A 22,545-nucleotide genomic window follows, 5' to 3' on the forward strand; every position below is an offset into this window, starting at 1 on the left:
GCAGCGGCGGAGCGTGGGGGCTTCTTCAATCCCACCAGGGCAACAAGCGCTTCATGGCGGCTACTTCGCCGCAATGGTCCGCCGCATAACCGGGCAGGGCGTTCAGTCGCTCCTGCCAGGCGCGGCTGCGCAGGCGCTGCAGCAGGCGCTGCATGGCGGGTTGTTCCAGTGCGCTCTTGAGGCACACCAGCAGGTAACGTTCTTCGGTGAGCGGCACGAAGCCCAGGCCCTGCGCGCGCGCCGCGTATTCCGTGCCCAGGCCCACGTCCACACTGCCGCTGGCCACGGCCTGTGCCACGGCCGCGTGTGAGCTCTCGACGTTGTGGTAACCCACGATGTCCATCGGCAGCAGCCTGGCCTGCGCCAGCAGCTCGTCGAGCAGCAGGCGGGTGCCGGTGCCGATGGCGCGGTTGACGAAACGCGCCTGCAGGTGGGCCACGTCACCGATGTCGCTCAGGCGCAGCGGGTTGCCCGGCGCCACCATCAGGCCCTGCGACCGGCGTGCGAAGCCGATGATCTTGTGCAGGCCGGGCTTGAGCAGCGGCCGGTAGGCGCGGGCACTCAGGCTGCCGGCGGCGGCGAACGGCTGGCTGTGAAAACCCGCCAACTCGCAGCGCCCTTCGTTGAGCGCGCGGATCGCGTCCACGCTGCCGCAGAAGCGGATGTCCATGTGCAGCGCCGGCGCGGCGTTGCGGCCCTCGGTGGGCTGGCCCGCGTGCTGCTGCAGTTCGGTCAGCGCGTGGTCGTGGCTGGCGTAGAGCGTGAGCACGTCGCTCGGGCTGGCCTGCGTGTTGTCGTCGAAGGCCATGGCAAATGCGCGCTCCAGCTCGGCGCGCAGGCTCTCCATCTGCGGCCCCAGCCGCGCCTGCGCGAGGCGCTCGGCCATCAGCAGGCGTTCACCAAAGGGCGTGAGGCGCGCGGCCTGGCCACGTTCCCAGAAGATCAGTGGCTGGCCCAGGCCGGCTTCCCAGTCCTTCAACTGGCCCCACACATGGCGGTAGGACAGGTCGAGTTCGCGCGCGGCACCCGAGATCGAACCGCTGCTGCGCAAGGCGTGCAGCACGTCCATCATGGGGTTGCGCAGCAGGGCCGGCTGGGACGAGCGCTCGGGCGTCGACGGTGTCAGCGTGTAGGAGAGCTCGATCTTTCGCATGGACGCCGAGTTTGCACCAAACGGCGGGCGTTTTTTTGCCAGCCCACAACGTATGTCTTGTTGTTCATACCGAGTGAATACGTACTCTCAATTCAGGAGCGACAACGTAAGCTCAGAAGAACATATGAACACGTTTTCCGACAGCGTTGCAACGGCGCTGCGATTGATTCTTTCCGGAGACCCGGGCCTGTGGACAGTGGTCATGCGTTCGCTGGCGGTCAGTGCCAGCGCCTGCGTGCTGGCTTGTGGCCTGGGCCTGGTGATCGGCGCGTGGCTGGCCGCCGCGCGTTTTGCCGGGCGGGGCGCGGTGCTCACCGTGCTCAATACCTTCCTCGCCATTCCCTCGGTGGTGGTGGGTCTGGTGATCTACCTGCTGCTCTCGCGCTCGGGCCCGCTGGGCTTCCTGGGCTGGCTGTTCAGCTTCAAGGCCATGGTGCTGGCGCAGACCGTGCTGGTGCTGCCGCTGGTGGTCGCGCTCACGCGCCAGGTGGTGGAAGACGCCGACCGCAGCCATGGTGAACAACTGTCGTCGCTGGGCGCCGGCGCCACCTTGCGCAGCCTGCTGCTGGCCTGGGACGAGCGTTACGCCTTGCTCACCGTGCTGCTGACGGCCTTTGGCCGCGCGGTCTCGGAGGTGGGCGCGGTGATGATCGTGGGCGGCAACATCGAAGGTTTCACGCGCGTCATGACGACCGCCATCGCACTCGAAACCAGCAAGGGCGATCTGCCGCTGGCTCTCGGCCTGGGCGTGCTGCTGCTGGTGGTGGTGCTGGTGCTCAACGCGCTGGTGTCCTTGCTGCGGCGCTGGCGCGAGCGCGCCGACGGCGCCGTTGGTGCAGCAGGCCCTGCGGTGGTGGCGACATGAGCGGTTTGCCCCTCACTGCGCAACAGGCCATCGTGCCCACCGCCTGCTTCGAGCTGCGCGGCGTGAACGTGCACCTGGGCCCGGCGGCGCGCCTGCAGGCCCTGACCGACGTGCGCCTGCGCATCGAAGAAGGTGAGCGCGTGGCGCTGGTGGGGGCCAACGGCAGCGGCAAGAGCACCTTGCTGCGCACGCTGCACGGCCTGCAGCGGCCCAGCAGCGGTGAGCTGCACAGCCCGGCGCGGCAGCGCGTGGCCATGCTGTTCCAGCGCCCGCACATGCTGCGCATGAGCGCGCTGCGCAACATCCAGCTCGGCCTCTGGCTGCAGGGTGTGCCGCTGCGTGAGACACGTGCGACGGCGCTGAAGGCGCTGGAGCGGGTCGAGATGGCGCACCTGGCCGGGCGCAATGCGCGCGCCCTCTCCGGTGGCCAGCAGCAGCGTCTGGCGCTGGCCCGTGCCTGGGCCTTGCGCCCGGCGGTGTGGCTGCTCGACGAGCCCACCGCCAGCCTGGACCCGCACGCCAAACGCGAGGTCGAATCCCTCATCACCGAATTCACCACTGCAGGCCAGCGCGACGGCACGGGCGCCTCGACAGGGCGCCCCACCACGCTGGTCTTCAGCAGCCACAACCTTGGCCAGGTCAAGCGCCTGGCCAGCCGCGTTGTCTATCTCGAGCAAGGCCGCCTGTTGGCGGACCTGCCCGTGAGTGATTTTTTCAACCACGAACTGCTGCGGTCCCTGTGTCCGCAAGCCGATTTATTTGTCCAAGGAGAAAGCCTGTGAAAACCACCTTCCGCCATCTCACCCTCACCGCTGTTCTCGGCACCGCCGGCCTGCTCGCCAGTGCAGGCGCCTTCGCGCAGAGCATCGTGGTGGCATCCACCACGTCCACCGAACAGTCCGGCCTGTTCTCCTTCCTGCTGCCCGAGTTCAAGAAGGCCAGCGGCATCGATGTGAAAGTGGTCGCGCTGGGCACCGGCCAGGCCATCGACATGGCGCGCCGCGGCGACGCCGACGTGCTGTTTGTGCACGACAAGGTGGCCGAAGACAAGTTCGTGGCCGATGGCTTCGCTGCCAAGCGCCAGGAGGTCATGTACAACGACTTCGTGCTGATCGGCCCCAAGGCCGACCCGGTGAAGACCAAGGGCGACGACATCGTGGCAGCGCTGAAGAAAGTCGCCGCCGCCAACGCCGAATTCATCTCGCGCGGCGACAAGAGCGGCACGCACGCGGCCGAACTGCGCTTCTGGAAGATGAGCGAGGCCGACGCCAACAAGGGCACGGGCTACAAGGAATGCGGCTGCGGCATGGGCCCGGCGCTCAACATCGCGGCCAGCAGCGGCGGCTACGTGCTGTCGGACCGCGGCACCTGGCTCAACTTCAAGAACCGTGCCGATCTCGCGGTGCTGGTGGAAGGCGACAAGCGCCTCTTCAACCAGTACGGCGTGATGCTGGTGAGCGCAGCCAAGCACCCGCAGGTGAAGACCGCCGAAGGCCAGAAGTTCGTGGACTGGGTCACCGGCCCGGCCGGCCAGGCGGCCATTGCCAGCTACAAGATCGGTGGCGAGCAGCTGTTCTTCCCCAATGCAGCGAAGTGATGATCACCCCCGTTGCTTGCTCACTGCGTGTCGCCGCATCTCCCCTCAAGGGGGCGGCACGGGCGGCCCGGCAGAGCCGGTTGCGCGGAGCCCCTGGAAGGGGGCTGCTGCTGAGCGCCTCGATGGGTGGCCTGTTGCTGCTCTCGGCCTGCGCCACATCGCCAGCTCCCGCCATGAGTGAACCGTTGCAGGTTTACGCCGCGGGCAGCCTGCGCGAGGTGCTCACCGAGATCGCGCGCGAGCACGAGGCGCGCACCGGGCAGAAGGTGGCGCTGACCTTCGGCGCCTCCGGCCTGCTGCGCGAGCGCATCGAAAAAGGTGAGGGTGCGATGGTGTTTGCCTCGGCCGACACGCAGCATCCGCAGCGCCTGGCTGCCGCAGGTGGCTGGGCACCGCACACCGTGTTCGTGCGCAACAGCCTGTGCGCACTGACGCAGGCCAACGTGAACGCCACGCCGCAGACCCTGCTGGACACCATGCTCAACCCGGCGGTGCGGCTGGGCACGTCCACGCCCAAGGCCGATCCGTCGGGCGACTACGCGTGGGAGCTGTTCCGCAAGGCCGACGGTGTGCGGGTCGGTGCTTACGCGGCTCTCGATGCCAAGGCCCTCAAGCTCACCGGTGGCCCGGATTCGCCCAAGCCGCCCGCCGGCCAGGGCACCTACGCCTGGGTGATGGACCAGGGCCAGGCCGACGTGTTCCTGACCTACTGCACCAACGCTGTGGCGTCGCAGAAGGAAGTGCCGCGGCTGAAGCTGGTGCAGATGCCTGCCGAGCTGCAGGTGGGCGCGGCCTATGGACTCACGGTGCGGCAAGGGGCACCTGTGCAGGCCGAGGCCTTCGCCAAGGCCCTGCTGGCGCCCGGCGCGCAGGCCACGTTTGCGCGTTACGGTTTTGGCAAGCCCTGAGGCTGAGCCATCGACCGACTCCCGGCCCGGTGGGTGATCGCCACCAGCGCGATCGAGTCGCTTCATTGACATGCGACACACTGGCGCCGGGTTTATCGCCTATGCTGGCGAAACCCGCGGGGCTGACCCGCGCGGGCCCTTTTTTTAACGAAACCAGGAGAGAGCAATGGGATTTTTCAGCAACATTCTTGAGAAGCTTGGCATGTCGTCGGCCGCCGCCGCCCCCGTGATCACCCCGCCAGCCGCGCCCAACGACGCCCCCGCTGCCGCCGCCCCCGCGCCCGCACCGGCCGCAGCGCCTGCCGTGGCCTCGATCACCCTGGTCGACGTGATGGCCCTGATGGAAAAGAAAGCCGCAGCCAACCCGCAGAAGCTGAACTGGAAAACCTCCATCGTCGACCTGCTCAAGCTGCTGGACCTCGACAGCAGCCTGACTGCGCGCAAGGAACTGGCCAAGGAGCTGTACTGCCCCGACGAGTTGATGAACGACTCGGCCAAGATGAACATGTGGCTGCACAAGAACGTGCTGGCCCACATCGCGGCCAACGGCGGCAACGTGCCGAAAGAGCTGTTCAACTGATCTGGCTGCGCCGCGCCTGAAAAACACAACGCCCCGAAAGGGGCGTTGTGCTGTGTGGCCGGGCCGGCACGTGGTGGAAGCCCCTAGGGCTGCTGTTCCAGCAGGGGTGCGAAGGCCACGGCGGCCTGTTGCATCAGCTCGAAATTTTCTTGCGAGATGTCGCGCCGCAGCATGTCGAAGTGGCACAGGGTGCCGAACAATTCGCCATGGCGGTCGCGCACCGGCACGCCGTGGTAGGCCATCAGCTTGCCCTGGTAGACGTGGCCATCCAGCCGGCGGTCTTCACCGGTGTCGGAGGAGGCAAAAAAACCATCGCGCAGCACGAACTGGCAAAAACTCGATTCCAGCGGCACCACGGCCAGGTATTCGGCCCGCACCTCGCCGGCCTTGTCGAACAGGCCCACGTTCTTCAGCATGGAATCGTGCAGGCGGTACAGCGCGGTGTAGCGGTGCGCTATGCCGTCGTTCAAGACCTTGAGGCCGCCGTCGATGCCCGTGTGCCGCAGGGCGGTGCGCAGTTCTTCAAGCCGTTCTTGTTGCGTCATGGAAATCCCGTGGAGGTGGGTGCCGTCGAGGTCGCTGGTGATTAAACCCGACAAGCACGGCCCGCGCCAGCCGGACCGCAGGGGCCGCCGGCACCAAGCGCATCAGCCTGCCAGGTTCTTGAAGAAGTAGCGCGCCAGCGCGGCCAGGAAATCTGCGCCCGAGTGCTGTTGCCACAGCACCGAGATGTCCACGAAACCCTTGTGGAACAACATGGACACGATGCCGAGCAGGCCCAGGATGCCGATCACCTGCAGGCCGGTCTTGAAGCGTTCTTCGGTGTCCTGTTGCATCGCGCCCATTATGGCCACGCGCCCGGCGTTCACTGCGCCGCTTTGCAACAGCCGCCGTGCACGGTTGCGCGTTTTAGGAACAGTGTCACCGCCGCTTGCGCCGGCCTGCAGCGTTTTCGCAGGGGGAGAGCACATGGCATGGAACTTGAGGAGTGAAGCAGACCTGATGACACAGGTCCGCCATCAACGAACGTCCATCCAGAGGAAGACACCATGCTTTACGCAGCACCCGGCGCCGCCGGCGCCAAGATCGCCTACAAGGCCCAGTACGACAACTTCATCGGCGGCCGCTGGGTCAAGCCGGTCAAGGGCCAGTATTTCGACGTCATCACGCCTGTCTCGGGCAAGGTGTACACGCAGGCTGCACGCTCCACCGCCGAAGACATCGAACTCGCACTCGACGCCGCGCACGCCGCCGCCGACGCCTGGGGCAAGACCTCGGCCGCCGAGCGCGCCAACGTGCTGCTGAAGATCGCCGACCGCATCGAGCAGAACCTGGAACTGCTGGCCTACGCCGAGACCGTGGACAACGGCAAGGCGATCCGCGAAACGCTCAACGCCGACATCCCGCTCACGGTAGACCACTTCCGTTATTTCGCCGGCTGCGTGCGGGCCCAGGAAGGCGCGCTGAGCAACATCGACGAGAACACCGTGGCGTACCACATCCAGGAACCGCTGGGCGTGATCGGCCAGATCATTCCCTGGAACTTCCCCATCCTCATGGCGGCGTGGAAACTCGCGCCCGCGCTGGGCGCCGGCAACGCGGTGGTGCTCAAGCCCGCCGAGTCCACCCCGATCTCCATCCTGATCCTGGCCGAGCTGATCGGTGATCTGCTGCCGCCGGGCGTGCTCAACATCGTCAACGGTTTCGGCCGCGAAGCCGGCATGCCGCTGGCCACCAGCAAGCGCATCGCCAAGATCGCCTTCACCGGCTCCACCACCACCGGCCGCGTGATCGCGCAGGCGGCGGCCAACAACCTGATCCCGGCCACGCTGGAACTCGGCGGCAAGTCGCCCAACGTGTTCTTCGCCGACATCATGGACAAGGACGATGCCTTCCTCGACAAGGCCATCGAAGGCCTGGTGCTGTTCGCCTTCAACCAGGGCGAGGTCTGCACCTGCCCGAGCCGCGCGCTGATCCAGGAAAGCATCTACGACAAGTTCATGGAGCGTGTGCTCAAGCGCGTGGCCGCCATCAAGCACGCCAACCCGCTGGACACCGACAGCATGATGGGTGCGCAGGCCAGCAAGGAACAGCTGACCAAGATCCTTTCGTACCTCGACCTGGGCAAGCAGGAAGGCGCGGAAGTGCTGGCCGGCGGTGGCCAGGCCCACCTGGGTGGTGATCTGGAAGGCGGCTACTACGTGCAACCCACGCTGTTCAAGGGCCACAACAAGATGCGCATCTTCCAGGAAGAAATCTTCGGCCCGGTGCTGGCCGTGACCACCTTCAAGGACGAGGCCGAAGCGCTGGCCATTGCCAACGACACGCTGTACGGCCTGGGCGCCGGCGTGTGGAGCCGCAACGGCAACGTGGCCTACCGCATGGGCCGCGCCATCAAGGCCGGCCGCGTCTGGACCAACTGCTACCACGCCTACCCGGCACACGCCGCATTCGGTGGCTACAAGGAATCGGGCATCGGCCGCGAAACCCACAAGATGATGCTGGACCACTACCAGCAGACCAAGAACCTGCTGGTGAGCTACAACGAGAACAAGCTCGGGTTCTTCTGAGCCACCCCCGCGCCGCGCCTGCGGCGCGTCACCCCCTCGAAGGGGGCAACGCGTGCGGGCCGGCTGGCTAGGCACCTCGCTCCGGAGCCGGCGGTTCCGGGGCTTTTTCTCCTGGAGACACTTCATGGTTGAACGCGTCATCGCCACCCCCGCCGCCGTGGAGCTGATCGAGCAGCTCAAGCGCAAACACGGCCCCGGCCTGATGTTTCACCAGAGTGGTGGCTGCTGCGACAACAGCGCCGCCAACTGTTACCTGCTGGGCGAGATCACCACCGGCGCGGGCGATGTGTACCTGGGCGACATCGGTGGCTGCCCGTTCTACATCGGCAAGGCGCAGTACGAGTACTGGCGCCACACCCAGCTCATCATCGACGTGATCGAAGGCCACGGCGGCACCTTTTCGCTCGAAGGCCCCGAGGGCAAGGCCTTCCACACCCGCTCGCGCGTGTTCTCCGAACAGGAGATGGCCGAGCTGGACGCGCTCGACCGCGCCGCCTGAGGCCGCGCACACCGGGGCCGGCCGGTTGCTCCATTTCTGAACACCGTGGCGCAGTTTCGGCATGGCACGGAACTTGTTGCATGTGCCGGTGAGAGACAGACAAAAAAGACATATCCCCGGTGCAGCGCCCACGCAGGGGCACCGATACAACGGAGACAAATCCCCATGCCCTTGAAAGCCCTTCAAGCGTCTCGCGCCGCTGCGCACCCTGCCCACCACTTGCGCCCGCTGCAGGCTGCGCTCTGCCTGGCCGCCCTGGCCGGCACCACGGCCCACGCCCAGTTGCTGGAGGAGGTGGTGATCAGCGCCGACCGCCAGGCGCAGCGCAGTTTCGACGCCCCCGCCGCCATCCAGGCCGTGGGGCAGGACGTGATCGAGGCCGCCGGGCCACGCGTCAACCTGTCCGAGTCGCTCAACCGCGTGCCCGGCATCGCCGCGCTCAACCGGCAGAACTACGCGCAGGATCTGCAGCTCTCCATCCGCGGCTCCGGCTCGCGCTCGTCGTTCGGCATCCGGGGTTCGCGCCTGATCGTGGACGGCATTCCCGCCACCATGCCCGACGGCCAGGGCCAGGCCTCCACCATCAGCCTGGCCTCGGCCCAGCGCATCGAGGTCTTGCGCGGCCCGCTGGCGCAGCTGTACGGCAACTCCTCGGCCGGCGTGGTGCAGGTCTTCACCGCCGACGGCCCGGCGCGGCCCGAGCTGCGCTTCAGCGTCGATGCCGGCCCCGACGGCATGCGCCGCTACGGCCTGCAGGCCGCCGGCCAGCAGGGCGGCCTGAACTACGTGGTGGACTACAGCGACTTCCGCACCGACGGCTGGCGCCAGAACAGCGCGGCCCAGCGCCGCCACCTCAACGCCAAGCTGCGCACCCAGGTCGGTGACGACACGCGCATCACGCTGGTGGCCAACGTGTTCGACCAACCGGTGTCGGGCGATCCGCTGGGTCTCACGCGTGCGCAGCTGCAGGCCAACCCGCGCCAGGCCGACAGCCGCTCGCTCGAATACAACGCCGGCAAGGACGTGTCGCAGCGCCAGCTGGGCCTGGTGGTGGACCACCGGCTGAACGCCGACAGCGAGCTGATGGCGCGCATCTACACCGGCCAGCGCGATCTGGACAACCGCCTCTCGATCCCGCTCGCGGCGCAGATGCCCGCCACCTCGGCCGGCGGCATCGTGCAGCTGGACCGTGAGTACAGCGGCGCCGGCCTGCGCTACAGCACGCGCCAGGCGCTCGGCCAGGGGCAGTTGCGCACCAGCGTCGGTGTCGATCTGGAGCGCATGAGCGAGCAGCGCCTGGGCTACATCAACAACCTCGGTGTGCGCGGCGCACTCAAGCGCGACGAAGACGACAAGGTGCAGAGCACGGGTGTCTACGCGCAGCTCGACTGGAGCATCAACGAGCAGTGGAGCGCGCTGGCCGGTGTGCGCGCCAACCGCGTGACCTTCCGGGTGGACGACCACTTCGTGCGCGCCGGCAACCCCGACGACAGCGGCCGTGCCCGCTTCAGCGCCAACACGCCGGTGGTGGGCGTGACGCGCCACTTCGGCGCCGACACCAACCTGTACTTCAACATCGGCCGCGGCTTCGAGACCCCCACCTTCAGCGAGATCGGTTACCGCAGCGGCGGCAGCGGCCCCAACCTGGCTTTGCAGGCCGCGCGCAGCACCCTGAGCGAACTGGGCTTGAAGACCCGCGTGTCCGAACGGCAGCGGCTGGACGTGGCGCTGTTCCACATCGAGACGCGCGACGAGATCGTGGTTGCCTCCAGCGTGGGCGGGCGCAGCATCTTCACCAACGCTGGCAAGACGCAGCGCTCGGGCATCGAGGTGGCGCACAGCATGCAGTGGACGCCCGAGTGGCGCACGCACGTGGCCTTGTCGACGCTGAACGCGCGCTTCAAGGACGCCTTTGCCAGCAGCAGCGGCGCCACCGTCGCGCGCGGCAACCGCATCCCCGGCACGCTGGACACCAGCCTGTTCGGTGAACTGGCCTGGCAACCGCGCGCCTGGCCCGGCTTCAGTGCCGCACTGGAGGTGGTGCACCTGGGCCGCATGGCGGTGGACGACCTCAACACCGACCGCACCCAGGCCGCCACCGTGTTCCACGCCCGCCTGGGTTGGGAGCAGCGCGTGGGCGCCTGGCGCCTGCGCCAGTACCTGCGTGTGGACAACCTGGCCGACAAGGCCTATGTGGGCTCGGTGATCGCCAACGAAGGCAACCGGCGCTTCTTCGAGCCCGCGCCGGGCCGGCAGTGGGGGCTGGGCATGAGCGCCAGCCTCGCGTTCTGAAGGCCGGCCATGCGTCATCGCACCATGGCAACGCTGCCGCCTTCTGTCTGGCCACTGCGCCGCAGTTTGCTGGGCGCCACCGCCTTCACCCTGCTGGCGCCCTGGCGCAGCGCACGCGCCGCCGGCGATGCCAGCGAGGGTGACCCGCTGGGCTCGACGCAATGGCCGGATGTGAAGCAGAGCTTCATCGGCGCCGGTGGCAACGTGCGCTTCAGCGAGCGTGTGCTGGTGAAAGGCCCGGCCTTTGCCGACGACGCGATGAACGTGCCGGTGATGGTTGACGCGCGTGCGCTGGCCCAGGCCGGTGTGCCGGTGGCGCGCATCCGCGTGGTGGCCGACCGCAACCCGGTGCGCCACGTGCTCGATTTCGAGCCGCTGCGCGCGCTGCCGGTGCTGGCCTTTCGCCTGCGGCTGGAGCAGGCCTCGCCGGTGCGTGCGCTGGTGCAGACACAGGACGGGCAGTGGCACGTGGGCGGCACCTGGGTGCAGGCCGCGGGCGGTGGCTGCACCGTGCCAGGCGTGACGCGCGCCGACGGCAGCTGGAGCCAGACGCTGAACCAGGTGCAGGCGCGTTTCTTCAACAACGTGATCGACCACAGCCGGCGCCTGCGCGTGCGCGTCATGCACCCCATGGACACCGGCCTGGTCGCCGGCATTCCCGCCTTCCACCTCGAACAACTGGCCTTGCTGGACGCGGCGGGTGAGCCCTGGTGGCGGCTGGCCCTGCACGAACCGGTGTCGGAGAACCCGCTCATCACCTTCGAGCTGCCGCGCCAGATCACTGGCACGCTGCGGCTGGTGGGGCGCGACAACAACGGCAACCGCATCGACGCGGTGGTGCCGTCATGAAGCCGCTGCTCTGCGCGCTCACCGCGACCATGGCCGCCATCCTTGCCCCTCCGGTTCAGGCCCAGGCCGTTGCGGTGGCGAGCACGCCGTCGCAGGCGGACGTGGCGCGGCTGGACTACCGTTTGCAGGCGCGTGCCATTGCGCCGCGCACCTGGGTGATCGAAGGTGCGGTGGCCGACTTCCACACCAGCAACGGCTGCAACATCATCAACACCGCCTTCATCGCCACCGGTGCCGGTGTGGTGGTGGTCAACACCGGGCCCTCGCGCCTGTACGGCGAACAGCAGCGCCGCCTGATCGAGCGCACCACCAGCGAACCGGTGGTGCAGGTGCTCAACCTCAACCTGCACCCGGACTACTTCTTCGGCAACCAGGCCTGGGTCGCGCCAGGTGCGCAGGCGCTGGCCGGCAGCATCACCGGCATGCGGGCCGAGGGCAGTGCCTACGCCGACAACCTGTACCGCCTGTGCGGCCCGTGGATGCAGGGCACCGAACCGACGCCGGCCGAACGCAGCGTCGAAGCCGGTGTGCGCACGCTCGGCCAGCACCGGCTGGAACTGGTGCGGCTTCAGGGCCATACGCAAGACGACCTGGTGCTGATCGACCACAGCACCGGCGTGTTGTTCGCCGGTGGCCTGGTGTTTGCCGAACGGGTGCCGACCACGCCGCACGCCGACTTTGCGGCCTGGCTGGCCAGCCTGGACAAGCTGGAGAACATGCTGCAGCTCGGTTACTTCCGGCAGGTGGTGCCCAGCCACGGACCGGTGCACGAAGGCCACCGCGGCATCGTGCAGACGCGCGACTGGCTGCGCTGGCTGGCCGGCCACATGCGCGAGCAGGCGCAGGCCGGGCGCGATCTTTCGGAGGTGCTGGGCATGCCGGTGCCGGCCCGCTTCGCCAGCTGGGCGGCGCAGCCGGTGGAGCTGCAGCGCACGCTGGCGCAGTGGTACCCGGTGTACGAACAGCAGGCGCTCGAAGGGCGCTGACAGGCCGCTGATAGACCGCTGACAGGGCGTCGATAGAGCGCTCATGCGGGCCAGGCTGCAACAGCCGCGCCACACCGCTGTGTCAATTCTGAACAGCGCTGGCCGTTGCACCACTGGCACAGAGTTTGCGGAATGGCCGGGCCTGCCCATTTATTGACCCCACATGAGACAACAGGACCACCCCATGCGCGCTTCTTTCCTTCTTCGAGCTTCTTGTGTTCTGGCGCTGTGTGGCGCTGCGCTGAATGCGCAGGCCACCGACCTCAGCGCCGTGGCCGATCTGGCCAAGGCCAGCGGCTGCTACTCCTGCCATTCGAACGGCGAGAAAGTGGTGGGCCCGGCGTTCTCGGCCGTGGCGGCGAAGTACGCCGGCCAGAAGGACGCGGCGGCCGATCTCGCGATGTCGATCCAGAACGGTTCCAGCGGCAAGTGGGGACGCATCCCGATGCCGGGCCACCCGAGCGTGCCACCCGCTGACGTGAAGCGGCTGGCCGAGTGGGTGCTGACCATCAAGCCCTGAAGGCTGTCACCGCGCGCCGGGCCTGCCGGGGCTCGCTCGCTCGGGCGCTCAGTTGCCCGCGCGCAAGGCCTTGATCAGACTGGCCGCGTTCCTGACGTCGAGCTTTTCGTAGACCGCGCGAACCTGGTTGCGGATCGTCAAGGGCGAACGCTTCAACTGCTGTGCGATGTCCTTGTGCGAGAGACCACGCGCCACCAGTTCAACCACCAGGCGTTCGCGTGGCGTCAGGTTGTCGGCCGGGCAGCGCTCGCGTGCGTCCAGAAACCACAGGCCGTGTTCCTCGCGCTGTGACACCACCGTGTTGCGGCCAACCCAGCGTGAGGGGCCTTGCCGCACATGCTCCATCAGGGCGTCGGGCAGGCGCCCGCTGCGCCAGGCCGGCCACTCGCGCCGCAGCAGATCACAAAAGGCCGCGTCCGCATGGTGCAGCACGCCGCGCAGGTCGGCGATGGCGCGGCCCGTGTTGTCGCGCGGTTCCGCGTTCACGCGTTCGAGGTGGGCGAGCCGGTTGATCGCCAGCGCCTGCATGAGGTGTGGCGACACGGTGTCGAGCAGGGCGCATTCGTGTTCCAGGCAATGCTGCTCTTCGTCGTGGCGGTACAGCGTGACCCAGTTGAAGCAGTTGGCGCGGGTGTCCAGGTTCGACGCGATGAAGTAGTTCGCCAGCTGGAAGCGGCGGCCGTAGTCGCGCACGGCGGCTTGTTCGGCCGATGCAAACCAGCGCCGCGCGTGAATGCCCAGCGTGCTGCGCGGCCGGCGGGAGGCCGCCTGTGCGGCGGTGTCCAGGTGCCTGATCTGCTCGTAGGCCGAGAGGATCTCCTCGGGCTGGCGGTGCAGGTGGATGTTGTGGGTGGTGACGCCGTCGCCGGCTTCGATGGCGGTGCCCCAGGCGGCCGAATCAAACGGCAGCACCTGCTGCACCAGGCGCAGCGCCGCGTCCTGAAACTCACCCAGCGGGCGTTCGTAGGACAGCCGATACAGGTCCAGCAGGAAGTGGTTCATGTCGGCCGCCATGTGTGCGGTCTGCGCGGCCTGCACCGTCTGCGCCTTCACCCCCATGTCGGCCTCCCCGGCACGGGCTTCGCATGCTCGTGCAGCGGGCCGGTTTCTGGCGTTCTGCCGGTGGTCAATGTGTTGAAAAGGTGGGTGAGTCTGGAGTGGTTGAGCCGCCTGTGCCGCGGCCCTGTACGCCACTTGAATGTAGCGCACCACGCCTGCATCAAACGCCTGAAAACCTTCGCGGTACAAGGCGCCAGCAGGCGTGCCGGGCTGCGCCGCTGCCACAACGCTTTGGCGCTACTGGGCGGCGTTCAAGGCATGGACGAGGCTGGCCACATTGCCCACCTGCCGCTTGCTGTAGACGGAGCGGATCTGGTTGCGCACGGTTGAGGGTGAACGCTGCAGGGTCCTGGCGATTTCCTTGTGGTTCTGGCCGGTCGCCACCAGCTCGGCCACCACACGTTCGCGCTCGCTGAGTTCGTCCACCCCCTGCCGGCGCCGGGTGTGCAGGAACAGCAGGTCCAGGGCCGCATCCTGAAACCCGGTGATGGCTTGTTCGTGCGAAAGCCGGTAGAGCCGCAACAGCCGCTGGCCGAGTACCGTGGTTCCGAGAGAAGGGGTTGTCACGTTGGTCGGTTCGTGGTGCGCGTCATGGCTGCGCCGGAGGCGGTGGATCGTTGATGCACCCAGCCACCCAACTCACCGCCGGGGCTTGCGCGAAGGTCGTGCGGCCTTGGGGCTGTCGGCGGAGCTTCTGTGGTGAATGAATTGGCTCAGGCTGCTTGCGGCCACACCCATGCCGGCGCGCGGCTGTAGCAGGCCGATCGGTGGCATGGCGACGTTTTCGGCCAGAGGCACAGACACCAGTGCCCCGGTTTCGAGCAAGGGCCGAACCAGCGTGAGCGGGAGCAGTGCGAGCAGGTCCCTGTGCAGCAGGAGTTGCCACAACATGGGCATTGACCGGGTGACGACGGTGTAGGTTTTCGGGGCTTTTGCCAGCGGCTTGCACAGCGCGTCGAAATGCGTTCTTGCCGTCAGGCCTGCGGGCGACACGAACCAGGTCTGCTTGCTCAACGTCGACCAGCTGGGCTTGCGCAGCCGGGCCACCGGGTGGTTGGCGCGGCACACGACCAGCAGATGGTCTTCGAGCACGGGGTGGAACTCCCAGCCCTCGGGCACGACCGATGGGCGACGGCAGGCCACCAGATCGACCTCGCCGCGGGCGATCGCCAGCAGCTGGTCTTCGTCTTCGGCCTCGCGCAGGTGGATCTGTATGCCGGGGTGCAACTCCCCGAACGCCGGCAGGGCGTTGAGCAGCAGGCCGTTGATGGCCGAGGCCGAGCCGATCAGGCGTATGGTGCCGACGCCTTGCTGCTGGCGCGCGGCCAGCACTTCGGCGCCTTCGCTCAGCCCCAGCATGAGTTGACGCGCCACGGGCAGCAAGTCCTGGCAGGCGGGGGTTGGCCTCACGCCGCGCGCATGCCGGTCAAACAACTTGATGCCGAGCAGCTCTTCGAGGTAGGCCAGGGTTTGTGTCACGGACGACTGCGTCATGCCGATCGCATCGGCCGTGCGCTGAACGCTGCCCAGTTCGGTGAGGTGCAGCAAAACCTGCACGTGGCGGAATTTGCCGCGTGCCAGCAGGCGGTTGAGGAATACGGACGAGGTGGTGCTCAAGGTATCGGAAAGTCTAATGGGTTGCCGTCGGAATTAATTTGCCACGGGTGCAGGGCGGACAGAAGATCCCCTGGTGCCTTGAGTACGTCAAAAACAGGAGACAGACATGACCATTTTCAACCGACGATTGTTCGCCGTGCTGGCCGGCGCCTGCGCCATCGCGCCGAGTGCTGTGCTGGCCCAGTCCGCCGACTGGCCTGCGCGGCCGATCCGCATCATCGTGCCTGCACCCGCAGGCGGACCGTTCGACCGCACGATGCGGCCACTTGCGCAGCACATGGGGCAGATTCTCAAGCAGCCCATGGTGGTGGACAACCGGCCCAGCGCCGGCAACATCGTCGGCACCCAGGCCGGCGCCACTGCCGTGCCGGATGGCTACACGCTGACGATGACGGGCATGCTCAACACGATCGCGCAGAGCATCTACGAGAACGTGCCCTTCGATATCAACAAGGACTTCGAGCACGTCGGCGCCATCGGCGAGGGGCCGCAATGGCTGGTGGTGCGCAGCGATGCGGGCTTTGGCAGCTTTGCCGAGCTGGTGCAGAAGGCCAAGAAGGATCCGGGTGGTGTCAACTACGCCAGCTCCGGGGCGGGCAGCTCGGGCCACTTGGTGATGGAGCTGTTGCAGCGCGCCACTGGCACGCAGTTGACGCACGTGCCTTACAAGGGCGGAGCGCCTGCGCTGCAGGATGTGCTCGCGGGGGTGGTGCCCGTCATCGTGATCCCGCAGAACGCGGCGGCGCCGGGCGTGCAGGCGGGCAAGCTGAAGGTGCTGGCCATCACCAGCACACAGCGCAACAGCGTCATCCCCGACGTGCCGACCTTTGTCGAGCTGGGCTTGCCACAGCTGACGGTGAACAGCTGGGTCGGCGTGTCTGCCCCCAAGGGAACGCCGGAGGCGATCGTTCGCAAGGTCAACGCGGCGCTGCAGCTCGCGCTGAAAGACAAGGCCTTGCTCAAGCAGCTGGAGTTCGAGGGGCTTGAGCCAATGCTCAGCTCACCGGACCAGTACACGCGACTGGTGCGCAGCGAGACAGATCGCTGGGGACAACTGGTTCGCAGTCTCAACATCAAGGCGAACTGAGGACTTTCCGAATGGCATTTGTTGAATCTCTCGGACGCCGCATTTATTACGAGCGTCGAGGAGATGGCCCTGTCGTGATGTTCTGCCATGGCGCCGGCTCCAACGCCGCGACATGGTGGCAGCAACTGCCGGACTTCTCGCGCACGCACACCTGCATCACGGTGGACATTCGTTGCTTCGGGCGTTCGGTGGCACCGCTGGACGAGTTTGTGATGGATGTGCTGGCGCAGGACATGGTGGCCGTTCTCGACCGCGAAAACGTGGCACGCGCCACGCTGGTGGGGCAGTCGCTGGGCGGCATGATCGGCTTGAGGATGGCGCTCGTGCATCCCTCGCGGCTGGCCGCCTTCGTGGCTTGCGACAGCTCGTTGGCGATCAACCATCCGGTCTTGCTGGAGAGCATCGCCAGGCGTCAGATCACGCACCAGGCGGTGACCATTGAAGAGCGCTCCCTCGGCGCCTGGTTCGTGGCCCAGCACCCCGACAAGGCGGCCTTGTACGCGCAGATCAACCACTTCAACCCGAGTGCGTACGCCATTGCCGGCAGCGACTGGGGTGCGGCGCTGGCGGGCCTGCACCGGCCCGAGAGCCTGACCCCGGTGGACGCCTTGCGTGAGGTGGGCTGTCCCACGCTGTTGCTGGTGGGGCGTGAAGACCCCATCGTGCCGGTGGCCGTGATGCAGGAGGTCTCAGACCTGATTGACGGCAGCGAACTGGTCGTGGTCGATCAGGCCGGGCATTCGGCGTACTTCGAGAAGCCGGCCGAGTTCAACCGGCAGGTGCTGGACTTCATCGCGCGGCGGGCTGCTTATTGAGTTGCTCCAACGCTGCCGGACCGTGCCCCCGCATCGACTTGCCGGAGGCACGGTGGCGCACCGCCAGCGTCATTGCATCGGCGCGTTTTCCACAAAGGTCCGGATCGACCAGATCATGCGCGGATCCAGCACGCCTTCCCACGGTGGCATGTGCACGATGCCGAACTTCTGTTTGCCGTAGCGCACGGACTTGACGAAGAAATAGTCCGCGTCCGACTGGCAACGCTGGCGCAGCGCCGGGTCTTGCAGGCGCTGGCAGCTGCGGCCCATGCGGCGCAGGTCGGGGGCCGGTGAGCGGGAGCCGTTGGCGTTGGTGCCGTGGCAGGCGGCGCAGGACTGGTTGAAGGCCTCGCGCCCGACGTTGACGGCGTTGGCATTGCCACGCAGCGGGTTCACCGGCGCCCAGCCGGCCTCGATGGTGGGCAGCGACGCGGTGTCCACCGTCGGCGCCACCGCGACCACGTCGGCATGGGCCGCGGGTGTGGCCGCCAGCATGGCGATGAACAAGGCCGCGCAGGGCAGCAGCGCGCGCAACGGGGCGAACCGGGTGTTGGTCTTGGTGTGCATGTTCATGTGCATGTCCATCTCACTTCCACCCTTCCGGGCAGCCCTTGCAGCCGTCCATGAGCGACTCGGGAAAGATCGCGTAGCGGGTGACGTTGCCTTCAAAGGTCGCGTCCTTCAGGTTGACGGAGATGAACTTGGCTTCCTGCAGGTCGCTGGAAACGATGCGCGCGCCGACGAACCAGGCGTGGTTCATTCGCGCGATCTCCATGTTCACGCCGACGAACTCGGCGCCGGAGAAGTCGGCGCGCATCAGGCGTGCGCCCTCCAGGTCGGTGCCGATGAAACGCGCCTTCTGGAAGTTGGTGTTGGCGGCGGTGGCCTTGTTCAGGCGCGCGCCGGTCAGGTTGGCGCCTTCGAGGTCGGCCGCGGCCAGGTTGGCGCCACGCAGGTCGGCACGCGTCAGGTCGGCGCCGCGCAGGTCGGCACCGGCGAGGTTCTTGCCCACCAGGTTGGCGTGGCGCAGGTCGGCGCCGGGGCAGCGGGTGTAGGTCCAGATCGGGCAGCCGTTGATGATCAGAGGCTCGTTGTTGTCGCTGGCGCCCGTGGTGTCGCCCACGGGTTGTGCGGTCGTGCCGGCGCTGTACATCGCGGCCAGCAGCGCCGCGGCGAGCAGGGCTTTGGGTGGGGATTTCATGGCGGGTGTTCCAGAAAGAAAAAGACCTGGCCGGTCTCCGTGGGAGCGCGCAGGCCAGGTCGGGGAGGGGAGCTGAATCTCAGCGGCTGGCCACTTGCTTGGGCAGCTTGAAGACCCACATGGAGCCGCCTTGCGACACCTGTTTGGTCAGCTCGGCCATGTCACCACCCCACAGCGGCACGGCGCCGCCGTAGCCGGACTGGATGCCGATGTACTGCTCGCCGTCCATCTCCCAGGTCACGGGCACCGAGACCACGCCGGAGCCGGTCTGGAACTTCCACAGCTCCTTGCCGTTCTTGGTGTCGAAGGCCTTGATGTAGCCGTCCGAGGTGCCGGTGAACAACAGGCCGCCAGCGGTCGTCATGGTGCCGGCCCAGAGCGGGAACTGCTCCTTGTGTTCCCACTCGATCTTGCCCGTGATGGGGTTGATGGCGCGCAGGATGCCCACGTGGTCGTCGTACAGCTTCTTGATGCGGAAGCCCTGGCCCAGGTAGGCCGCGCCCGCCTTGTAGTTGATGTTCTCCGACCAGTAGTCCATGGCCCAGTGGTTGCCCGGGATGTAGAACAGGCCGGTGTCCGGGCTGTAGCTCATCGGCATCCAGTTGGTGCCGCCGAGGAACGGTGGGGACACGAAGATGCTGTCGCCCTTGTCCTGGCCTGGCTTCGGCTTCGGTGGGTACTGCTTCTCGTCCACCATGGGCATGCCGGTCTTCAGGTCGAAGCCGCTGGCCCAGGTGATGCCGTCCACGAACGGCCATGCGCCGATGATGGAGTTCTGCTTCCACGGGTGGCCGCCGCCCTTGGCCAGCTTCTCGCGGTCGGTCACGAAGAAGTAGCCGTTGCGGTCGGCGTGCGCCGATGCCTTGACGGTCTTGCCGGTCTTCGGGTCCTTGTAGTCGAACAGCAGGATCGAGTTGTTGCCGGAGAAGTCCCAGGCGTCGTTCGGCGTGTGCGCCAGGAAGCTCTTCAGGTCGCCGGTGGTCGGGTCCACATAGGCCTGGCCGGAGGTGTAGAGGCTGGGCCAGTCGAGTGGCTTGTCGCCGTCGGCAGTGCGCTTCCAGGTGTTCCAGGGCGCGGGGTTGCCGGTGCCGACGATGATGGTGTTGGTCTCGACGTCGAACGAGGCGGTCTGCCACGGCGCGCCGCCACCCTGGCTCCAGGCCTCGACCTTGCCGGTGGGCGAGTTCGGGTCGTTCGGCCAGGTCGGTGCCTTGGGGTCGCCGGTGGGCGTGCTGGGCTTGCCATTGAGGCGGCCCATGTGGCCTTCCACCATCGGGCGCGCCCAGATCTCGGCGCCGGTGTCGAGGTCGCGTGCGTAGAGGTAACCCACCACGCCGAACTCGTCGCCCGACGAGCCGTGCACCAGCATCACCTTGCCGCTCTTCTGGTCTTTCACGACGAAGGGCGCGCCGGTCATGGTGTAGCCGACCTTGTGGTCACCGAACTTCTCGCGCCACACCACCTTGCCGGTGGCACGGTCCAGCGCCACGATGGATGCGTCCAGCGTGCCGAAGTAGACCTTGTCGCCGTAGATCGCTGGACCGCGGTTGACCACGTCGCAGCAGGGGCGGATGTCTTCCGGCAGGCGGTGCTCGTAGGTCCAGAGGCGTTTGCCGGTGCGCGCGTCGATGGCGAAGAAGCGCGAGTAGGAGCCGGTGGCGTAGATCACGCCGTCGTGCACCAGCACCTGGCCTTCCTGGCCACGTTGTTTCTCACCACCGAAGGAGTAGCTCCACACCGGGATCAGGCCGCCCACGTTTTTCGTGTTGACGGTCTTCAGCGGGCTGTAGCGCTGCGCCGTCAGGCCGAGGCCGTAGCTCAGCACGTCGGTCGTGGTCTTGTGGTCGTTGGCGATGTCTTCCCAGGTCACGGGCTTGGCGGCGTGGGTGGCGCCGGCCAGCAGCGCGGCGGTGGCCAGCGTGATGCGGGTCAGCCATCGACCGCGACGGGCGGTTTCTTGTCTCATGAGTGCTCCTCTTGTCAGGGGTGGTCTTGTCGTTGTGACGGATGCCGCAACGCAGGGGAAGTGTTGACCGGCGGCCCGTTTTCGCATCGGGAGTCTGGCGGCGCGTATCCGGGAAAAATGCCCGACGCGCCCGGGCCATTCGCCCGGGTTGGCATGTGCCTTGCGGTAGGGCACTGCAACAACACCAGGAGACGCCATGGATCTGAGGTTTCGACTGCTGCTGTGCTTCCTGGCCGGGGGCATGGCCCTGATGCTGACGGCCGTGACGCTGGTGCTGGCCGAAGAGCGGCAGGACGGGCGTGGCGCGCTGCCGATACCCCTGCCAATGGGCCCGCGCCTGCCGGCAGCGGTGGCCGCGACGGACAACGTGCGCGTGGTGCTGGCCCGGCACGAACGTTCAGCCGAGCAACACCTGTCCCAGCCGGTGTCCCACGATCTGTACCAACCGCTGTCCCATTTCGCAACAGACGGCGCAGTGCCGCCGTCTCGCTGGCAGGCAGCCGGCCGCATGGCGACGGTGCTCACACCGCTGGCCTTGCTGCTGGCGCTGGGCGCCTGGTGGTGGGTGGTGCGCGCCCTGCATGGTTTCACGGTGGGCGCGCAACGCCTGAGTGCCGCACTGGACCAGGCCGGCGTGGACCTGCACCGCCTGCGCGAAGACGTGATGGCCACGCGTGAGGCCGAACGGCAGGAACTGGCGCGCGAGCTGCACGACGAGTTCGGCCAGAACCTGACGGTGATGCAGACCGCCGCAGCCTACCTGGAGCGCCATGCCGCCACCGCGCCGGCACAGGTGCTGGGCGAATGCGCACGCGACATCCGCGAAGCCGCCACCCGCATGGGCCGGCAGGTGCGCGGCCAGTTGCGGCGCCTGCACGGGCCGGACGCACACCAGCGCGAGCTGCGCGCCGAACTCGAAGAACTGGTGCGTGGCCATTGGTTGCACGCCGCCGGCCTGCAGGTGGAACTGCAATGCCCGGTGGCGCTGCCCACGCTGTCGCGGCACGCCCGGCTGGCGCTCTACCGCACCGCGCAGGAAGCGCTGACCAACGTCGTGCGCCACGCCGGCGCGCGCCGCGTGCGGATCACGGTGGCGCTCGCAGGCCCGGGCCTCACGGTGTGCATTGAAGACGACGGCCACGGCACCGACGTGCGGGCCGCACTGCGTTCCTCGCGCTCGGGTCTGCGCGGCATGCGCGAGCGTGCTGCGGCAGCGCACGGGCGGCTGCGGCTGCGTGCCTCGGCGCTGGGCGGATTGCGGGTCAGCCTGTGGCTGCCCGAGAGTGGACATGTTGAAAACCACGAAGAAGGAGACACACACCATGGTGAACGTACTGCTGCTGGATGACCATTCCGTCGTGCGGACCGGCTACCGCCGCCTGATCGACGCCGAGCCCGACCTGCGCGTGGTGGCCGAGGCCGCGACCGCGGGCGAGGCCTATGCGCGGCTGCAGGAAGGGCGCATCGACCTGGTGGTGGTCGACATCAGCCTGCGCGGCACCAGCGGCATCGATGCGATCCGCCGCATCCTGTCGCGCGATCCGCAGATCCGGGTGCTGGTGCTGTCGATGCACGACAACCCCAACATCGTCACCCAGGCGATGCGCGCCGGCGCCCTGGGCTACCTCACCAAGAGCAGCGAGCCGAGCGAACTGCTGGACGGCATCCGCGCGGTGGCGCGCGGGCGGCGCGTGCTCTCCACCGACGTGGCGCAGATGCTGGCCGAGGCCAGCCTCGACGGCGAGCAGGTGCTCAGCCGCCTCACGCCGCGCGAGTTCGAGGTGTTGCGCATGCTGGCCTCGGGCGAAGAGACGCGCGAGATCGCCACCCACATGCACCTGAGCCCGAAGACGATTCACAACCACCTGTCGATGGTGCGGCAGAAGCTGGAGACCGACAGCGACATCAAGCTGCTGCGGCTGGCGGTGCGCCACGGGCTGGTGGATTTGCAGGCGATGGCTGTGTGAGGGGCTCCCCCCTG

The 22,545-nt window shown here is 67.5% G+C and carries 24 protein-coding genes; 15 read left to right on the top strand and 9 right to left on the bottom strand.

Annotated features, from left to right (window positions below):
• Nucleotides 1-25: 25 nt before the first annotated feature.
• A complete protein-coding gene (locus tag HPA01S_RS12985; RefSeq protein ID WP_066270599.1) occupies nucleotides 26-1,153 on the bottom strand; it encodes a substrate-binding domain-containing protein in 1,128 nt (375 codons plus the stop codon).
• A 124-nt stretch (nucleotides 1,154-1,277) separates the two neighbouring features.
• On the opposite strand from HPA01S_RS12985, the gene HPA01S_RS12990 reads away from it, so the two are divergent.
• The 5 genes from HPA01S_RS12990 (at nucleotide 1,278) to HPA01S_RS13010 (ending at nucleotide 5,103) form a co-directional block, all read left to right on the top strand.
• Nucleotides 1,278-2,018 (top strand): ABC transporter permease, encoded by a 741-nt coding sequence (locus tag HPA01S_RS12990; RefSeq protein WP_066270601.1) that lies wholly within the window; start codon nucleotides 1,278-1,280, stop codon nucleotides 2,016-2,018.
• Nucleotides 2,015-2,800, top strand: coding sequence for an ABC transporter ATP-binding protein (locus HPA01S_RS12995; RefSeq protein ID WP_066270602.1), 786 nt, complete (start codon nucleotides 2,015-2,017; stop codon nucleotides 2,798-2,800). Before HPA01S_RS12990 ends, HPA01S_RS12995 begins: the two co-directional genes overlap by 4 nt.
• Complete coding sequence (locus HPA01S_RS13000; RefSeq protein ID WP_066270604.1) at nucleotides 2,797-3,615, top strand: ABC transporter substrate-binding protein; 819 nt, start codon at nucleotides 2,797-2,799, stop codon at nucleotides 3,613-3,615. The genes HPA01S_RS12995 and HPA01S_RS13000 overlap by 4 nt, the downstream gene beginning before the upstream one ends.
• 122 nt (nucleotides 3,616-3,737) lie before the next feature.
• Nucleotides 3,738-4,523 carry a molybdate ABC transporter substrate-binding protein gene (locus HPA01S_RS13005; protein ID WP_066270606.1) on the top strand — a complete coding sequence of 262 codons (786 nt, stop codon included), beginning with the start codon at nucleotides 3,738-3,740 and terminating at the stop codon, nucleotides 4,521-4,523.
• Between the two features lie 166 nt (nucleotides 4,524-4,689).
• Complete coding sequence (locus HPA01S_RS13010; protein ID WP_066270609.1) at nucleotides 4,690-5,103, top strand: DUF3597 family protein; 414 nt, start codon at nucleotides 4,690-4,692, stop codon at nucleotides 5,101-5,103.
• Between the two features lie 83 nt (nucleotides 5,104-5,186).
• Here HPA01S_RS13010 and HPA01S_RS13015 read toward each other — a convergent pair whose 3' ends face one another.
• Nucleotides 5,187-5,648: a GAF domain-containing protein gene (locus HPA01S_RS13015; RefSeq protein ID WP_066270611.1), complete on the bottom strand. Its 462-nt coding sequence runs from the start codon at nucleotides 5,646-5,648 to the stop codon at nucleotides 5,187-5,189.
• A 102-nt stretch (nucleotides 5,649-5,750) separates the two neighbouring features.
• Nucleotides 5,751-5,939 carry a hypothetical protein gene (locus HPA01S_RS13020; protein ID WP_157085004.1) on the bottom strand — a complete coding sequence of 63 codons (189 nt, stop codon included), beginning with the start codon at nucleotides 5,937-5,939 and terminating at the stop codon, nucleotides 5,751-5,753.
• Nucleotides 5,940-6,152: 213 nt separating this feature from the next.
• On the opposite strand from HPA01S_RS13020, the gene exaC reads away from it, so the two are divergent.
• The 6 genes from exaC (at nucleotide 6,153) to HPA01S_RS13050 (ending at nucleotide 12,819) form a co-directional block, all read left to right on the top strand.
• Complete coding sequence (exaC, locus tag HPA01S_RS13025; RefSeq protein ID WP_066270614.1) at nucleotides 6,153-7,673, top strand: acetaldehyde dehydrogenase ExaC; 1,521 nt, start codon at nucleotides 6,153-6,155, stop codon at nucleotides 7,671-7,673.
• A 124-nt stretch (nucleotides 7,674-7,797) separates the two neighbouring features.
• Nucleotides 7,798-8,172 (top strand): DUF779 domain-containing protein, encoded by a 375-nt coding sequence (locus HPA01S_RS13030; protein WP_066270616.1) that lies wholly within the window; start codon nucleotides 7,798-7,800, stop codon nucleotides 8,170-8,172.
• A 165-nt stretch (nucleotides 8,173-8,337) separates the two neighbouring features.
• Nucleotides 8,338-10,464, top strand: coding sequence for a TonB-dependent receptor family protein (locus HPA01S_RS13035; RefSeq protein WP_084360664.1), 2,127 nt, complete (start codon nucleotides 8,338-8,340; stop codon nucleotides 10,462-10,464).
• Nucleotides 10,465-10,473: 9 nt separating this feature from the next.
• Nucleotides 10,474-11,313, top strand: a complete 840-nt coding sequence (locus HPA01S_RS13040; RefSeq protein WP_245638644.1) for a quinoprotein dehydrogenase-associated SoxYZ-like carrier — start codon at nucleotides 10,474-10,476, stop codon at nucleotides 11,311-11,313.
• A complete protein-coding gene (locus tag HPA01S_RS13045; RefSeq protein WP_084360665.1) occupies nucleotides 11,310-12,299 on the top strand; it encodes a quinoprotein relay system zinc metallohydrolase 1 in 990 nt (329 codons plus the stop codon). The genes HPA01S_RS13040 and HPA01S_RS13045 overlap by 4 nt, the downstream gene beginning before the upstream one ends.
• Nucleotides 12,300-12,483: 184 nt before the next feature.
• The gene (locus tag HPA01S_RS13050; RefSeq protein WP_066270619.1) at nucleotides 12,484-12,819 is read left to right on the top strand and encodes a c-type cytochrome; all 336 of its coding nucleotides are present in this window, start codon (nucleotides 12,484-12,486) and stop codon (nucleotides 12,817-12,819) included.
• A gap of 48 nt (nucleotides 12,820-12,867) precedes the next feature.
• On the opposite strand, the gene HPA01S_RS13055 is transcribed toward HPA01S_RS13050, so the two are convergent.
• From HPA01S_RS13055 to HPA01S_RS13065, 3 genes are all read right to left on the bottom strand, one after another.
• Nucleotides 12,868-13,878 (bottom strand): helix-turn-helix transcriptional regulator, encoded by a 1,011-nt coding sequence (locus HPA01S_RS13055; protein ID WP_245638645.1) that lies wholly within the window; start codon nucleotides 13,876-13,878, stop codon nucleotides 12,868-12,870.
• 237 nt (nucleotides 13,879-14,115) lie between these two features.
• On the bottom strand, nucleotides 14,116-14,445 hold the full coding sequence (locus tag HPA01S_RS13060; RefSeq protein WP_169801531.1) for a LuxR C-terminal-related transcriptional regulator: 330 nt from the start codon (nucleotides 14,443-14,445) through the stop codon (nucleotides 14,116-14,118).
• A 72-nt stretch (nucleotides 14,446-14,517) separates the two neighbouring features.
• Nucleotides 14,518-15,495, bottom strand: coding sequence for a LysR family transcriptional regulator (locus HPA01S_RS13065; RefSeq protein ID WP_066270623.1), 978 nt, complete (start codon nucleotides 15,493-15,495; stop codon nucleotides 14,518-14,520).
• A 106-nt stretch (nucleotides 15,496-15,601) separates the two neighbouring features.
• Between HPA01S_RS13065 and HPA01S_RS13070 the strand changes: the two genes are divergently transcribed.
• Together HPA01S_RS13070 and HPA01S_RS13075 are read left to right on the top strand one after the other, a co-directional pair.
• The gene (locus HPA01S_RS13070; protein ID WP_066270627.1) at nucleotides 15,602-16,582 is read left to right on the top strand and encodes a Bug family tripartite tricarboxylate transporter substrate binding protein; all 981 of its coding nucleotides are present in this window, start codon (nucleotides 15,602-15,604) and stop codon (nucleotides 16,580-16,582) included.
• Between the two features lie 77 nt (nucleotides 16,583-16,659).
• Nucleotides 16,660-17,397: an alpha/beta fold hydrolase gene (locus tag HPA01S_RS13075; protein WP_066270629.1), complete on the top strand. Its 738-nt coding sequence runs from the start codon at nucleotides 16,660-16,662 to the stop codon at nucleotides 17,395-17,397.
• A 69-nt stretch (nucleotides 17,398-17,466) separates the two neighbouring features.
• Here the strand turns inward: HPA01S_RS13075 and HPA01S_RS13080 are convergent, their stop codons facing one another.
• From HPA01S_RS13080 to HPA01S_RS13090, 3 genes are all read right to left on the bottom strand, one after another.
• A complete protein-coding gene (locus HPA01S_RS13080; RefSeq protein WP_218005349.1) occupies nucleotides 17,467-17,970 on the bottom strand; it encodes a c-type cytochrome in 504 nt (167 codons plus the stop codon).
• Between the two features lie 13 nt (nucleotides 17,971-17,983).
• A complete protein-coding gene (locus HPA01S_RS13085) occupies nucleotides 17,984-18,598 on the bottom strand; it encodes a pentapeptide repeat-containing protein (protein ID WP_066270631.1) in 615 nt (204 codons plus the stop codon).
• A gap of 79 nt (nucleotides 18,599-18,677) precedes the next feature.
• Nucleotides 18,678-20,564: a methanol/ethanol family PQQ-dependent dehydrogenase gene (locus HPA01S_RS13090; RefSeq protein WP_066270632.1), complete on the bottom strand. Its 1,887-nt coding sequence runs from the start codon at nucleotides 20,562-20,564 to the stop codon at nucleotides 18,678-18,680.
• Between the two features lie 196 nt (nucleotides 20,565-20,760).
• On the opposite strand from HPA01S_RS13090, the gene HPA01S_RS13095 reads away from it, so the two are divergent.
• Both HPA01S_RS13095 and HPA01S_RS13100 read left to right on the top strand, forming a co-directional pair.
• Nucleotides 20,761-21,912, top strand: a complete 1,152-nt coding sequence (locus HPA01S_RS13095; RefSeq protein ID WP_066270633.1) for a sensor histidine kinase — start codon at nucleotides 20,761-20,763, stop codon at nucleotides 21,910-21,912.
• Nucleotides 21,887-22,531 (top strand): response regulator, encoded by a 645-nt coding sequence (locus HPA01S_RS13100; RefSeq protein WP_174525298.1) that lies wholly within the window; start codon nucleotides 21,887-21,889, stop codon nucleotides 22,529-22,531. Before HPA01S_RS13095 ends, HPA01S_RS13100 begins: the two co-directional genes overlap by 26 nt.
• The last annotated feature ends 14 nt before the right edge of the window (nucleotides 22,532-22,545 follow it).

It is taken from the genome of Hydrogenophaga palleronii NBRC 102513 (assembly GCF_001571225.1).
Classification (GTDB): domain Bacteria; phylum Pseudomonadota; class Gammaproteobacteria; order Burkholderiales; family Burkholderiaceae_C; genus Hydrogenophaga; species Hydrogenophaga palleronii.

Bases quoted from the DNA above. Each gene is read 5' to 3' on its own strand.
- HPA01S_RS13045 (WP_084360665.1), top strand. From the start codon at position 11,310: ATGAAGCCGCTGCTCTGCGCGCTCACCGCGACCATGGCCGCCATCCTT.
- HPA01S_RS12995 (WP_066270602.1), top strand. From the start codon at position 2,015: ATGAGCGGTTTGCCCCTCACTGCGCAACAGGCCATCGTGCCCACCGCC.
- HPA01S_RS13040 (WP_245638644.1), top strand. From the start codon at position 10,474: ATGCGTCATCGCACCATGGCAACGCTGCCGCCTTCTGTCTGGCCACTG.
- HPA01S_RS13035 (WP_084360664.1), top strand. From the start codon at position 8,338: ATGCCCTTGAAAGCCCTTCAAGCGTCTCGCGCCGCTGCGCACCCTGCC.
- HPA01S_RS13070 (WP_066270627.1), top strand. From the start codon at position 15,602: ATGACCATTTTCAACCGACGATTGTTCGCCGTGCTGGCCGGCGCCTGC.
- HPA01S_RS12985 (WP_066270599.1), bottom strand. From the start codon at position 1,153: ATGCGAAAGATCGAGCTCTCCTACACGCTGACACCGTCGACGCCCGAG.
- HPA01S_RS13090 (WP_066270632.1), bottom strand. From the start codon at position 20,564: ATGAGACAAGAAACCGCCCGTCGCGGTCGATGGCTGACCCGCATCACG.
- HPA01S_RS13085 (WP_066270631.1), bottom strand. From the start codon at position 18,598: ATGAAATCCCCACCCAAAGCCCTGCTCGCCGCGGCGCTGCTGGCCGCG.
- HPA01S_RS13015 (WP_066270611.1), bottom strand. From the start codon at position 5,648: ATGACGCAACAAGAACGGCTTGAAGAACTGCGCACCGCCCTGCGGCAC.
- HPA01S_RS12990 (WP_066270601.1), top strand. From the start codon at position 1,278: ATGAACACGTTTTCCGACAGCGTTGCAACGGCGCTGCGATTGATTCTT.
- HPA01S_RS13050 (WP_066270619.1), top strand. From the start codon at position 12,484: ATGCGCGCTTCTTTCCTTCTTCGAGCTTCTTGTGTTCTGGCGCTGTGT.
- HPA01S_RS13010 (WP_066270609.1), top strand. From the start codon at position 4,690: ATGGGATTTTTCAGCAACATTCTTGAGAAGCTTGGCATGTCGTCGGCC.
- HPA01S_RS13095 (WP_066270633.1), top strand. From the start codon at position 20,761: ATGGATCTGAGGTTTCGACTGCTGCTGTGCTTCCTGGCCGGGGGCATG.
- HPA01S_RS13075 (WP_066270629.1), top strand. From the start codon at position 16,660: ATGTTCTGCCATGGCGCCGGCTCCAACGCCGCGACATGGTGGCAGCAA.
- HPA01S_RS13080 (WP_218005349.1), bottom strand. From the start codon at position 17,970: ATGAACATGCACACCAAGACCAACACCCGGTTCGCCCCGTTGCGCGCG.
- HPA01S_RS13005 (WP_066270606.1), top strand. From the start codon at position 3,738: ATGGGTGGCCTGTTGCTGCTCTCGGCCTGCGCCACATCGCCAGCTCCC.
- exaC (WP_066270614.1), top strand. From the start codon at position 6,153: ATGCTTTACGCAGCACCCGGCGCCGCCGGCGCCAAGATCGCCTACAAG.
- HPA01S_RS13020 (WP_157085004.1), bottom strand. From the start codon at position 5,939: ATGCAACAGGACACCGAAGAACGCTTCAAGACCGGCCTGCAGGTGATC.
- HPA01S_RS13055 (WP_245638645.1), bottom strand. From the start codon at position 13,878: ATGGGGGTGAAGGCGCAGACGGTGCAGGCCGCGCAGACCGCACACATG.
- HPA01S_RS13100 (WP_174525298.1), top strand. From the start codon at position 21,887: ATGGTGAACGTACTGCTGCTGGATGACCATTCCGTCGTGCGGACCGGC.
- HPA01S_RS13030 (WP_066270616.1), top strand. From the start codon at position 7,798: ATGGTTGAACGCGTCATCGCCACCCCCGCCGCCGTGGAGCTGATCGAG.